At 57.7% G+C, this 12,828-nt stretch carries 13 protein-coding genes; 6 read left to right on the top strand and 7 right to left on the bottom strand.

The window, feature by feature from the left end; genetic code table 11:
- Nucleotides 1-26 precede the first annotated feature (26 nt).
- Nucleotides 27-719, bottom strand: a complete 693-nt coding sequence (locus B2590_RS07695) for a Crp/Fnr family transcriptional regulator (protein WP_007153341.1) — start codon at nucleotides 717-719, stop codon at nucleotides 27-29.
- Between the two features lie 110 nt (nucleotides 720-829).
- Between B2590_RS07695 and B2590_RS07690 the strand changes: the two genes are divergently transcribed.
- Both B2590_RS07690 and B2590_RS07685 read left to right on the top strand, forming a co-directional pair.
- Nucleotides 830-1,600: a class II aldolase/adducin family protein gene (locus B2590_RS07690; RefSeq protein ID WP_007153342.1), complete on the top strand. Its 771-nt coding sequence runs from the start codon at nucleotides 830-832 to the stop codon at nucleotides 1,598-1,600.
- 13 nt (nucleotides 1,601-1,613) lie between these two features.
- A complete protein-coding gene (locus B2590_RS07685; protein ID WP_127401840.1) occupies nucleotides 1,614-2,207 on the top strand; it encodes an HD domain-containing protein in 594 nt (197 codons plus the stop codon).
- A gap of 19 nt (nucleotides 2,208-2,226) precedes the next feature.
- Here B2590_RS07685 and B2590_RS07680 read toward each other — a convergent pair whose 3' ends face one another.
- Nucleotides 2,227-2,853 carry a TetR family transcriptional regulator gene (locus B2590_RS07680; protein WP_036208900.1) on the bottom strand — a complete coding sequence of 209 codons (627 nt, stop codon included), beginning with the start codon at nucleotides 2,851-2,853 and terminating at the stop codon, nucleotides 2,227-2,229.
- A gap of 182 nt (nucleotides 2,854-3,035) precedes the next feature.
- On the opposite strand from B2590_RS07680, the gene B2590_RS07675 reads away from it, so the two are divergent.
- The gene (locus tag B2590_RS07675) at nucleotides 3,036-4,139 is read left to right on the top strand and encodes a ferredoxin reductase (protein WP_127401841.1); all 1,104 of its coding nucleotides are present in this window, start codon (nucleotides 3,036-3,038) and stop codon (nucleotides 4,137-4,139) included.
- 68 nt (nucleotides 4,140-4,207) lie between these two features.
- Nucleotides 4,208-5,302, top strand: coding sequence for a fatty acid desaturase family protein (locus B2590_RS07670; RefSeq protein ID WP_127401842.1), 1,095 nt, complete (start codon nucleotides 4,208-4,210; stop codon nucleotides 5,300-5,302).
- Here B2590_RS07670 and B2590_RS07665 read toward each other — a convergent pair.
- Nucleotides 5,299-5,736 carry an RrF2 family transcriptional regulator gene (locus B2590_RS07665; RefSeq protein ID WP_127401843.1) on the bottom strand — a complete coding sequence of 146 codons (438 nt, stop codon included), beginning with the start codon at nucleotides 5,734-5,736 and terminating at the stop codon, nucleotides 5,299-5,301. The genes B2590_RS07670 and B2590_RS07665 overlap by 4 nt on opposite strands.
- 185 nt (nucleotides 5,737-5,921) lie before the next feature.
- On the opposite strand from B2590_RS07665, the gene moaA reads away from it, so the two are divergent.
- Nucleotides 5,922-6,914: a GTP 3',8-cyclase MoaA gene (gene moaA / locus B2590_RS07660; RefSeq protein ID WP_127401844.1), complete on the top strand. Its 993-nt coding sequence runs from the start codon at nucleotides 5,922-5,924 to the stop codon at nucleotides 6,912-6,914.
- A 100-nt stretch (nucleotides 6,915-7,014) separates the two neighbouring features.
- On the top strand, nucleotides 7,015-8,547 hold the full coding sequence (locus B2590_RS07655) for a cryptochrome/photolyase family protein (protein ID WP_127401845.1): 1,533 nt from the start codon (nucleotides 7,015-7,017) through the stop codon (nucleotides 8,545-8,547).
- A 22-nt stretch (nucleotides 8,548-8,569) separates the two neighbouring features.
- Here B2590_RS07655 and B2590_RS07650 read toward each other — a convergent pair whose 3' ends face one another.
- The 4 genes from B2590_RS07650 to B2590_RS07635 are packed head-to-tail and all read right to left on the bottom strand — an operon-like array spanning nucleotide 8,570 to nucleotide 12,794.
- Nucleotides 8,570-9,685, bottom strand: coding sequence for an ABC transporter ATP-binding protein (locus B2590_RS07650; RefSeq protein WP_127401846.1), 1,116 nt, complete (start codon nucleotides 9,683-9,685; stop codon nucleotides 8,570-8,572).
- A 6-nt stretch (nucleotides 9,686-9,691) separates the two neighbouring features.
- Entirely contained in the window at nucleotides 9,692-10,561 is an 870-nt protein-coding gene (locus tag B2590_RS07645; RefSeq protein WP_036208880.1) for a carbohydrate ABC transporter permease, read from the bottom strand.
- A complete protein-coding gene (locus B2590_RS07640; RefSeq protein ID WP_036208877.1) occupies nucleotides 10,554-11,480 on the bottom strand; it encodes a carbohydrate ABC transporter permease in 927 nt (308 codons plus the stop codon). The genes B2590_RS07645 and B2590_RS07640 overlap by 8 nt, the downstream gene beginning before the upstream one ends.
- Before the next feature lie 54 nt (nucleotides 11,481-11,534).
- The gene (locus B2590_RS07635) at nucleotides 11,535-12,794 is read right to left on the bottom strand and encodes an ABC transporter substrate-binding protein (protein ID WP_127401847.1); all 1,260 of its coding nucleotides are present in this window, start codon (nucleotides 12,792-12,794) and stop codon (nucleotides 11,535-11,537) included.
- Nucleotides 12,795-12,828: the final 34 nt, after the last annotated feature.

The raw sequence follows: 12,828 nt of genomic DNA, 5'->3' as shown, positions 1-12,828 counted from the left end.
AGGGCTCCGATGCCCGTGGGGCTGAGTTACTCAATGGTCTCCAGGTGTCGCTGCAATGCGGTCGGATCCGGTAATACAATCCGGCCGTAAGCCAGCTCCAGCAGCCCTGAACGCTCAAAGTCTTTAATCCACTTATGCACGCCCTGGCGGGTCATGCCCATCATATTGGCAATGTGCTCGCGGGTGATCCAGATCGTGACCGGGTCAGTGCCGACGTCGCCATTGCCCTGGATTTCCGCCAGAAACAACAGTCGTCGCCCTATCCTGGCGGCAACACCTCGTAGTGCATCATCCTCAATAATGGACATAGCGGCCCATAGCCGTCGGCTGACCATATCAAGAATAACCGGGTAGCCTTCCGGGTATGTCGCCATGAGTTCGCGAAATGCCTCGCCCGGTATTTCTATCAGCGTTACGGCCTCGTGGGCAGTAGCGCCGTATACCCGTCGCATCCCAGGAGAAAACACTGAATCTCCGAACCAGGTACCCGCGCTGAACATGATCAGGGTGGCTTCCCGACCTGCAGGGTTCACAGAACTGATGCGAACCACCCCGCTGGCAATGATGTTGAGGGTCGATATTGCCGAACCTTTACTGTAGATGAGTTCGTTAGCCTCAAAACGGCGAATCCGTGCGATACCTTCCAGGTCATCAATCGCCGACTCTGAAAAGCCGGAGAATAAAGGGCAGCGGGCAAGGACAGTCTTGATATTCTTCATGGGAAGGAATTGTAAACGATTTGACAGTCTTCGCCGATCACTCGCACCTACACTCAATGAATGGCTAAACACTCACCACAACAAGAACACCCGATTTGAGAGGCCGCACCATGTCCGAACAACTTTCAATTCCGTCAAAAAGAGATCAGGTCAGCAAGGAAGAATGGCAGCTCCGAGTCGACCTCGCCGCGGCCTATCGTCTGGTCGCCCTGTACGGCTGGGACGATCTGGTATTCACCCATATCTCCGCACGGATACCCGGTGACGAGCACCACTTTCTTATTAATCCATACGGTATGATGTTCGAGGAAATTACAGCCTCCAGCCTGGTGCGAGTGGATCAGGACGCCAACAAGATCAACCCCGACGACTTCGATATCAATCCCGCGGGTTTTACCATCCATAGCGCCATCCACCAGGTCAGGGACGATGCCGCCTGCGTCATGCATTTGCACACCACCGACGGTATTGCTGTATCCGCCCAACAGGAGGGCCTGCTGCCGCTATCCCAGCAGAGCCTGTTTGCACTGGCGAGCCTGTCGTATCACGACTATGAAGGTGTGGCGCTAAGGGAAGACGAGAAGGCCCGCCTGCAAAAGGATCTCGGTAATACCAATTTCATGATTCTTCGCAACCACGGCCTGCTGACCACCGGCTCCAGTATTCCCGATGCCTTCCTGGCCATGTACATACTGCAAACGTCCTGTCAGATTCAGATCAGGGCACTGTCGGGCGATCGCCCACTGACGCCAATTCCTGCCGGCATTGTGGATACCATCCGGCAACAGGCGGATCAGGTGACCAAAGGCCTGGGCGGCAAGCTGGCCTGGCCGGGCCTGCTACGCAAGCTCGACCGCATTGATGCCAGTTTCCGGGAATAAGGGGGAGAACAGTATGAACCAACCGACAAAGAACCAGGCCACGTTTACTCATATGAAAGACGGCAAGGCCGAAGACTGGCAGGTCATCGCGTCGTCTTTCGGGGAATTCGCCAAAGGCCTGCCAGATCGAATTCTATCGCACCTCAAAATGCTGGAGGGCGACTTTGGTGGTTTTCCGGTTGACCGGCTGACGCACTGCCTGCAAACGGCTACCCTGGCACACCGGGACGGGAAGGACGACGAGTATGTGGTTTGCGCTCTGCTACACGACATCGGTGACACCCTGGGCACCTACAACCATGCGGATGTCGCCGCAGTGCTACTGGAACCGTTCGTCAGCGACGCTAATTACTGGATGGTAAAACACCACGCCATCTTTCAGGGCTACTTTTTCTTTCACTATCTCGGTATGAACCGGGATATGAGAGACCAGTACCGGGACCATCCACACTTCGAACGCACCATCGAGTTTGTTCACAAGTATGACTCACCCGCGTTCGACCCTGATGCGGAAACGCTACCGCTTTCCTACTTCGAGCCCATGGTGCAACGGGTGTTCGCTCAGCCTGTGCGATCCCTCTACAAGGAGGCCGAAAGCGTCATGTGACCCGGAACACAACGTGGGCTCAGGACTGACTCTTCCAGTTGGCTGCGCCCACAAATATCAGCTGTAGAAAGCGTGCGGTTCGCTGCCGCACCTGTTCTTCCTGATAGTCGTCGTCGGGAGAAATCCCCAGGATGTCCGTCAGGCTGAAGGCCACACTGCGCACCACCAGGTCGCAGGTCATATCCAGGTCGGCATCGCTCAGGTGATCCGCCACTTTCAGACGCCGAAGATCATTGGCCAGTTCGCTGGCAAAATAACGCATTTCGCTGCGGATGCCTTCCTGTACCGCCCGGCTCTCCCCCGCCAGCCCCTGGGCCATAAACATGAAAAAGCTGCGATTATTGCGGGCATGGGAGATAAAAATACCGACTGATTCGTCGATCAGTTTGTCCGCCTGCAATACGTTCGCCCGCGCCTCGCGCATCATCCGTCGAAGCACCAGCCCCAATTCGTCCACCAACTGCAGCCCAAGGTCATCCATGTTGCGGAAGTGCCGGTAAAAAGACGTCGGCACCACGCCTGCCTGTCGGGTGACTTCGCGGATGCCCAGGCTGGCAAAATGCCGCCCCTTTCCCACCAGGGCCAATGCCGCGTTCATCAGTTTCTCGCGGGTTTCACCCGGCTTACGTCGTTGTTTTTCTGCCATCGCCTGGAACTAGCTCATCGGTTGATCACAAGCCAACAAGTGTACACAGGCCCACACTAAAAATAACCCGAACTTGTCATTACAGGACAATGTTAGTGGCTTGATTGCCGCCTAACACCTCGGTGTGTACAGTCGTACACATTAGTGAACACTTGTACACATCAGTACAAAGGAGAGCAATCATGATATCTGTACTGGAAAAGTCACCGACCCTGCACTGGCTGGGCAGGCAGCTTTTTAACCGGGACGACCCGGCTGCCTTTTTTGATCCCCTGCTGGAGCGCATCAACCCGATGTGGGTACGGCAATACACGCCGGCCAGGGTGAAGGCCATCTACAACGAAACCGCCGACACCAAAACCTTTGTCCTGGCGCCGGCCGGCCGCTGGAAAGGCTTTGCCGCCGGCCAGCACGTCAATATTGGCATCAATGTCGACGGCGTGCGTCGCAACCGAACCTTCAGCCTCTCCAGTTCGCCCATTCAATGGCGCGCAGACGGCACCGTCACCCTGACCATCAAACGGCTTCCCGGTGGCCTGGTGACCAACTGGATGCACGACCACCTGGAGCCAGGCGCTGTCATCGGGCTGGGCGAGGCGTTCGGCGACTTCCAGATTCCCGATCCGCAGGAGCCAGCCCTGTACATCGCCGGTGGCAGCGGCATCACCCCGGTGCTGAGCCAGCTGGAAACCATGGCGGCATCAGACTATCGGGCACCGGTGACCCTGCTGTATTTCGTGCGCACCCAGGCCGATGTGATTGCTGCTGAAAAGCTGCACGCGCTGGCCAGTCGCTGGCCGGCCTTCACCCTGAAGGTGTTTGCCACCAGCGACACCCACCCGCCCCAGTTCCTCAGCGAGCAACACCTGGATGAGGTTCCCGGCATTGCGGCCCGGCGGTGCTATCTCTGCGGGCCGAAAGGGCTCATGGATCTGGCCAACGATCTCCTGTATCGGCGGGGGATTGGCGAAGACCGCATTCACAGCACCTTCTTCTCCGCACCGTCCGCAAATCTCGACACCGAGTCCCTCGGAGGAGCGGTGCATTTCCAACGCAGCAACCTGGATGTCTCGTCCGAAGGCGATGCGGTGCTGCTGGACATTGCCGAGGCCGCGAAACTCTCGCCACGCTACGGCTGCCGCATGGGCATCTGTCACCAGTGCAGTTGCCGCAAGACCAGCGGCACTGTGATCAACCGCCTGACCGGGAAAGCCTCCGGCCCGGGCGAGGAAACCATTCAGCTTTGTGTGTCTGTTCCGAGCGGGCCGGTGTCTGTTGAACTCTGACCGGCCGCACCACAACGCCTGAACCCATTATTGGCAGACATGGTTCGACCATTCTGCAAGGAGTCACCATGAAAACGATGAACGAAACACAACTGAAAGAGCTTGAAAACGACCTGGACACCATTCGTGATCAGGTGATCTCCGATCTTGGCGAACGGGATGCACGTTACATCCGCAGGATCGTTCGGCTTCACCGATCCCTGGAAATCGGTGGCCGGGTGCTGATGCCCTTCGGGTTTATCCCACCCGTGTTCCTGGCCGCCACCACGGCGCTGGGTATCTCCAAGATTATCGAAAACATGGAGATCGGCCACAACGTCATGCACGGCCAGTACGACTGGATGAACGACCCGTCGCTCCACTCGCAGACCTATGAATGGGATACGGTGTGCACTGGCGATTCCTGGCGCCGCACCCACAACTACGAGCACCACACCTACACCAATATTATTGGCAAGGACCGGGACTATGGCTATGCGCTGCTGCGCCTGAGCGACGACGACAAATGGAAGCCGGCCCATAGCTTGCAGCTCATCAACTATATCCTGCTGAGCGTGTTCTTCCAGTGGGGCGTGGGGCTGCATGAGCTGGAGTCTGAACGAATCCGCCGCCGGGAAATCTCGGTACGGGAAAAGATTCCGTTCCTGAAGGACTTCTTCCGCAAGGGCGGCCGTCAGGCCTTCAAGGACTATGTGTTCTTCCCGCTGATCACCTTTCCGGTGGCTCCGGTGGTACTGGCAGGCAACATTGGCGCCAACCTGATCCGTAACCTGTGGTCGTCCACGGTCATTTTCTGTGGCCACTTTACCCAGGATGCGGAGACGTTCACCGAACAAGAGTGCGAAGGAGAAAGCAAGGGGCACTGGTACCTGCGCCAACTGACAGGCTCCAGCAACTTTACCGGCAGTAAGTGGGTGCACCTGCTGAGCGGCCATCTGAGCTATCAGATTGAACACCATGTGTTCCCGGACTTGCCGGCCCACCGCTACCCCGAAATGTCGGAGAAAGTTCAAGCGGTGTGTAAAAAGCACGGCATTCCCTACAACACTGGCACCTTCGCCAAACAGTATTCAACCGTGCTGAAACGCATTTTCGGCTATTCACTGCCGGACCGGATGCGCAACCGGCTGCTACCGGAATTCAGCAACCGGGCCTTGAGTTAAGCGATCTGCAAAAGTCGTAGCAACTGAGGGCGATGCTGGTCGTGAATAATATCGGCCAGCGTGTATCGGTCCAGCACTTCCAGGAATGCCGTCAAGGCCTCGCCAAACATTGATTTCAACCCACAGACCGGCGTGATGCGGCAGGCATTCCTGGAGGAAAAGCACTCCACAACACTGAGATCCTGTTCGGTTTCCCTGACCAGGATGCCAACATTAATGTCCTCCGGCGCCATTTGCAGGCGCATCCCTCCTTTCTTGCCACGGACGGTTTCGATGTAGCCCTTCTTGTTGAGTTGATGAACGACTTTCATCAGGTGATTCTTGGAGATCTCATAGCTGTCGGCGATCTGTTGAATGGTCGCCAGCTCTTCACCCTGGACCGCCAGGTAAACCAGAACACGCAGGGAGTAATCGGTGTAACGGGTGATGTGCATTCATCAACTCCAATAAGTCATCGATATCAGGTTCACACCGAAAGTGGCTAAACCGATACTTGTATACGCAGGATTCATGAAACCGGTTCTTATGCCCGAATGGTTCTTTTGTCGATATTGGGTTGGGTTATTCGCCACACATTGGTTATGCTTGTTGTATACAAAGCCAGACGGGGAACTTACCCATGCCCAACGCCGCGCTGACAGACCGTTTTGGTCGCACCGTCAACTATGTGCGTCTGTCCGTCACAGACCGCTGCGATTTCCGGTGCGTGTACTGCATGGCCGAGGAGATGACCTTCCTGCCACGGCAGCAGGTGCTGACGCTTGAAGAGATTGCCCAGGTGGCAAAGACCTTCGTATCCCTGGGCACCGAAAAGATTCGGTTGACCGGGGGAGAGCCGCTTGTCAGACGGGGCATTCTGGAACTGGTCAAGGAAATCGGCACATTTGGCCTACGGGACTTCGCCATGACCACCAATGGCAGCCAGTTGCCCACCATGGCAGAGCCACTGCGCAAGGCCGGGCTCAAACGATTGAATATCAGCCTGGATTCCCTGGATGCCGAGAAATTCAGCCGCATCACCCGCACCGGCCGGCTTGCCCAGGTTCTTGATGGTATAGACGCTGCAAAAGAGGCGGGGTTTGAGGGCATCAAACTCAATACCGTTGTCATGAAAGGTGGCAACGACCAGGAAGTACCAGAGCTGGTTGAGTTTGCCCGCAAAAAGAAAGTGGACATTACCTTCATTGAGGAAATGCCACTGGGTGAAATTTCCGATCATGATCGTGGTCAGGTGCTGTGCACCAGCGACGAAGTGCGCGATATCATCAGCCAGCGCCATGAGCTGGTTCCCACACCGGAAGATTCCGGCGGCCCCGCCCGCTACTACCGCATGCCGGACAGCGACATTCGGGTCGGTTTCATCTCGCCCCATTCCCACAATTTCTGCTCTACCTGCAACCGCGTTCGGGTCACGGTGGAAGGCCGTCTGCTGCTATGCCTGGGCAACGAGCATTCCGTTGATCTGCGCCGCGTGCTGCGCGGCCACCCGGAAACCGATGACAAACTCCGTGAAACCATCATCAACGCCATGGACCTGAAACCGGAGCGCCATCACTTTTCCAGCGAGGGTGACGTTCAGATTCTTCGGTTTATGAATATGACCGGCGGCTAGCTTCCAGCTGAACCAGCCTTGCGCCGCTGGCGTATCCTTCGTACCACATCGTGGCGATCATGGGTGATTGCTGCCCCAGGTATGGAGGTCGTTTCCCGCTATGTCCAATCTGATTCTGATACTCGGTGACCAGCTGACCACCGCCATCAGCGCACTCGACAACGCTGACAGAAAACGAGACAGAATCGTGATGGCAGAGGTCCACGACGAGGCCAGCTACACCAATCACCACAAGAAAAAACTGGTTCTGCTGTTCAGCGCCATGCGCCATTTCGCACAGCGGCTGGAGGATGATGGCTGGCAGGTTCACTACCAGACTTACCACCCCGATAACGAAACCCGAAATCTCGAGTCTGTCATCGCCAATCAGCTCAAGGAAACCGGCGCTGACAGGGTGATCACGACAGAGTGCGGCGAGTGGCGATTGCACGAGCAGGTTAGCCATTGGCATAAGCGCCTGGGTGTGCCGGTCGAGATCCGGCCGGATACGCGTTTTATCGCCAGCAAGCAGGCGTTTTCGGACTGGGCAGAGGGGCGTAAACAGCTGCGAATGGAATTCTTCTACCGGGAAATGCGACGAAAAACCGGTTTGTTGATGACGCCAGATGGCAAGCCTGAGGGCGGCGAATGGAATTTCGACGCCGACAACCGCCGTAAGTGGACGGGAAAACCGGCGGCTCCGGCTCCCTACCGCGTTGAGCCCGACAAGGTGACTCGGGAGGTGATTGAGTTGGTAGAGCAACACTTTACCGAACACTTCGGCACCACAGAGGATTTTCACTTTGCCGTCACCCACGAGGACGCAGAGCAGGCATTGGAGTACTTCATCGATTTCGCCCTGCCCTGTTTCGGCGACTTTCAGGATGCCATGTCCGACAATGAAGACTGGCTGTTCCACTCCATCCTGTCGCCCTACATCAATTGCGGCTTGCTGGATCCACTGGCCGTCTGCGAGGCCGCCGCACAGGCCTGGTATTCGGGGCGTGCGCCGATTAACGCAGTGGAGGGCTTTATCCGCCAGATCCTGGGATGGCGTGAGTTTGTGCGGGGTATCTACTGGTTGCATATGCCAGGGTACGCACAGGAAAACCGGCTCGGTAATACCCGTTCCCTGCCCTGGTTCTACTGGACCGGGAACACCAGGATGCGCTGCATGCACAAGGCCATTGATGCCACTCGTCGCAACGCCTATGCACATCATATCCAGCGGCTGATGGTGACCGGTAATTTTGCGCTGCTGGCCGGCGTCAAGCCGGAGGAGATCTGTGACTGGTACCTGGCCGTGTATGCCGATGCCTACGACTGGGTGGAGCTACCCAACGTGCTGGGCATGGTGATGCACGCAGACGGTGGCTATCTGGGATCGAAACCCTATGCCGCCAGCGGCAAATACATCCAGCGCATGTCGGACCACTGCAGCAACTGCCACTACAAGGTCAACAAGGCCACGGAAGACGACGCCTGCCCGTTCAATGCGCTCTATTGGCATTTCATCAATCGTCATCGGGCAGACTTTGCCAGCAATCCGCGCATGGGCATGATGTACCGCAACTGGGACAAGCAGAAACCAGAAAGGAGGGAGGCGCTGCTCCAGCGTGCCGACAACTTGCTGGCACACCTGGAGCAACTCTGAAAACGGAGAGGGGCTGGCGCGACTATGGGCGGATGCGCTTCTCGCTGTCCGGGTCGAAAAACACGACCTTTCTCATGTCGAACATCAGCTCCGCTTCTTCACCCCAGTTCACCGGGTGTTCCGCATCCAGCCGGCACTGCACATCAACATTGTTAAGGCGAATCACGGCGAGGATGTCCGGCCCGGTGGGTTCGGTCACCTCCACCGTAAACCGGCTCTCGGCCACCATCTGGCTATCCCTTTTCTGTTCATCTGGCTGGCTTATGTGCTCCGGTCGGATGCCGAGTACCACCTGTTTACCGGCCCAGCCCTTCAGGTAATCCGGCACTGGCAGGGCAAGTTTCCGGCCATCGCTACCCTCAACGTTGACCACCAGGCCTGATCCAGCCTGCTCTACCGTCACATTGATAAAACTCATGGACGGCGAGCCCATAAAGCCCGCCACAAACAGGTTCTCCGGCGTGTCGTACACTTCCTTCGGCGTGCCCAGTTGCTGCAGTTCGCCGTCTTTGAGCACCGCGATCCGGTCCGCCAGCGTCATGGCTTCGATCTGGTCGTGGGTCACGTACACAATGGTGGTTTTCAGGCGCTGGTGCAGCTTCTTGATTTCGGTGCGCATTTCCACCCGCAGCTTGGCGTCCAGGTTGGACAACGGCTCATCGAACAGATAGATCTTCGGCCTGCGAGCCAGGGCGCGCCCCATGGCGACTCGCTGCTGCTGACCGCCTGAAAGCCGGGCTGGTTTTTTGTCCAGCAATGCGGAAATCTGCAACAGGTCGGCCACCCGCTCCACTTCCTGCTGGATCTCGTCTTTCGGCATGCCGCGGATTTTCAGGCCGAAGGCAATGTTCTCGCGCACCGACATGGTGGGGTACAGCGCGTAGGACTGGAACACCATGGCGATGTCCCGGTCCTTGGGCTCCATGTTGGAGATGTCGTTGCCATCCACCACGATTGAGCCGCCGGTAATGGTTTCCAGGCCGGCGATGCTGTTCATCAGGGTCGACTTGCCGCAGCCGGACGGCCCAACGAGGGTCAGGAACTCACCGGATGCAATGTCGATGTTGATGCCCTTGAGGGTCTCATCGAGGGCCCCCGGGTATGTCTTGCGGATGTCCCGCAGTTCAAGTTGTGACATGTTGTTTTACCCTTTAACGGAGCCGGCCGTCAGGCCGCGTATAAAGTACTTGCCGGCCACGATGTACACCACCAGCGTTGGCAGGGCGGCAATCATGGCGGCGGCCATATCCACGTTGTATTCCTTCACCCCGGTGCTGGTGTTCACCAGGTTATTCAGGGCCACGGTGATGGGCTGGCTGTCGCCACTGGCGAACACCACGCCGAAGAGGAAGTCGTTCCAGATCTGAGTGAACTGCCAGATCAGCGACACCATGAAGATAGGCGTGGACATGGGCAGAAGGATGCGGAAGAAGATGGTGAAAAAGCCGGCGCCGTCGAGCCGGGCCGCCTTCACCAAAGCGTCGGGAATGGCCACGTAATAGTTGCGGAAAAACAGCGTGGTAAAGGCCACCCCGTAGATCACGTGGACCAGCACCAATCCAGCGGTGGTGTTGGCCATGCCCAGCTTGCCAAGGGTGGCCGCCATGGGCAGCAGCACCACCTGGAAGGGCACAAAACAGCCGAACAGCAACATCCCGAACAACAGATCCGAGCCCTTGAATTTCCACTTCGACAGCACGTAGCCGTTAAAGGCACCCAGCAGGGTGGAAATCATCACCGCTGGCACCGTCATCTTGAACGAGTTCCAGAAATACCCTTTCACGCCCTCACACTGCACACCGGTGCAGGCCTCGGACCAGGCCTTGGTCCAACCGATGGTTGTCCAGTCGGTGGGCAGTGCCAACAGGTTGCCAGAGCGGATATCCATGGGCGTCTTGAAACTGGTGATCAACATCACGATCAGCGGAATCAGGTACACCAGGCAGGCCAGAAGCAGCACGCCATAGATGGCAATGCGGCTGGGGCGAAAGCCGGTACGAACCATATCAGTCATGGCGTTTCTCCCTCAGTTCGGAATACAGGTAAGGCACCAGCAATGCCAGAATCGCACCCAGCATCAGCATGGCGCTGGCAGAGCCCAGCCCCATCTGGCCACGGGTAAAGGTATGGGCGTACATGAACACCGCCGGCAGGTCGGTGGAATAGCCCGGGCCACCCGCCGTCATCGCCATCACCAGGTCAAAACTCTTGATAGCAATGTGGGCCAGCACCATCACGGAGCTGAAGAACACCGGCCGCAAGGACGGCAGGATGATTTTCCAGTAGATCACCGGCAGGCTGGCACCATCCACTCGGGCAGCACGGATAATGGATGAGTCGACGCCCCGCAGCCCGGCCAGAAACAGCGCCATCACAAAGCCGGAGGCCTGCCAGACAGCGGCCATCACAATGGTGTAGATGGCGAAGTCGGAGTTCACCAGCCAGTCGAAGCTGAAGGACGTCCAGCCCCAGTCGTGCATCAGTTTTTCCAGGCCCAGGCGCGGGTTAAGAATCCAGCGCCAGACGGTGCCGGTGACAATCATGGACAGCGCCATGGGATAGAGATAAATAGTCCGGATCGCGCCTTCCTGGCGGATGCGCTGGTCCAGAAAGATCGCCAGCACCACGCCGATCAACAGGCAGATGCCGATAAAGAGCCCGCCAAATATCGCCAGATTCCATGAAGCGACGATCCAGCGCTCGCTCTCCATCAGCTTGGCGTATTGCTCAAGGCCGACGAAATTGTAACTGGGCAGGAAGCTGGAATTGGTAAATGACAGCACGCCCGTCCATAGCATGTAGCCATAGATCCCGATGCCAACCAGCAGGAAGGTCGGGGCCACCACCAGTTTGGGCAACCAGCGCTGCAGGCCATCCATCAGGCCAGACGATGCCCTGGCCACCCCGGTGGCGCGACGTTGAGTGTGTTCCATGAGGAATCCCCTGAAGAAACCCGAAGGCCGCCCACCGGGCGGCCTGATACGGCATTACATGGCGGACTGGATGGCGGCTGCCAGCTGGTCCGTGGTTTTTGCCGGGTCCGGGTTGTTGGAGTTTACGAAGTTGGTGACCACATCGAAGATCTGGCCCTGGATGTAGCTGGTGGTCGCCAGGCCGTGGGAGAAGCTTGGCACCAGACCGCCGTCATCCGCGCTGGATTTGAAGGTATCCATCGACGCCTGGGCACAGGTATCGAAATCACTCATGTCCATGTCGGTACGAACCGGGATTGAGCCCTTGTTCTGGTTGAACAGGGTCTGGAATTCCGGTTCCAGGATGGTTCGGGCGAGATCCTTCTGGGCCTTGATGTCCTCCTCCTCGGACAGCGTGAACATCGCGAAGGAATCCACGTTAAAGGTGAACTGGCCTGCGGTGCCCGGCGCCGGTGCGCACAGGTAATCCTCTCCCGGTGTCAGGCCGGCCGCGGTGAATTCGCCCTTGGCCCAGTCGCCCATGATCTGCATGGCCGCCTCACCGCGAATCACCATGCCCGTCGCCGTATTCCAGTCACGGCCCGCGGCATCGTCATCCACGTAGCTCATGACCTTGGCGAACTGTGCGAAGACCTCTTCCATTTTGGCGCTGTTGATCACGTCCATGTCGTGCTCGACAAACGCCTTGCGGTAATCATCGGGGCCCAGCTCAGCCAGCGCCACGGCATCGAATACCGTTGCGTCCTGCCAGGGCTGGCCACCGTGCGCGAGCGGAATATAGCCTTCAGCCTTCAGCTTATCGGCCACTTCAAAGAACTCGTCCAGCGTAGTGGGAACCTCAACACCAACATCTTTCATGACCTCCGGGTTCACCCACAACCAGTTCACCCGGTGGACGTTCACGGGCACAGCCACGTACTCGCCTTCGTATTTCATAACGTCGGAAATCATTGGCGGTATGAGCTGATCCCAGTTCTCCGCCTCAGCGACGCCGTCGAGGCTGGTCAGAAAACCCAGCTCCGCCCATTCACGAATATCCAGGCCCTTGATCTGGGCGGCAGCAGGAGGATTGCCAGAAACGGCGCGGGTTTTCAGGACGGTCATGGCGGCTTCACCACCACCGCCGGCTACGGCAAAGTCTTTCCAGGTGTGGCCCTGCTCTTCCATCATTTTCTTGAGAGCGGCCGCAGCACGCGCTTCACCGCCGGCGGTCCACCAGTGCAGAACCTCGACTTCTCCGGCCTGAACGGCCGCTGTTGGCATCAGGGCGGCAGAGACCGCCAGAGCTGTAAGATGACGCTTGAACGATTTCATATCATGACTCCTTATTCTTGTCGTGGAGACGTTT

The organism is Marinobacter sp. UBA3604 (assembly GCF_002375325.1).
GTDB lineage: Bacteria > Pseudomonadota > Gammaproteobacteria > Pseudomonadales > Oleiphilaceae > Marinobacter > Marinobacter salarius.
Note: the sequence above shows the minus strand (reverse complement) of the source record. Positions and strands in the feature narration are given on the sequence as shown.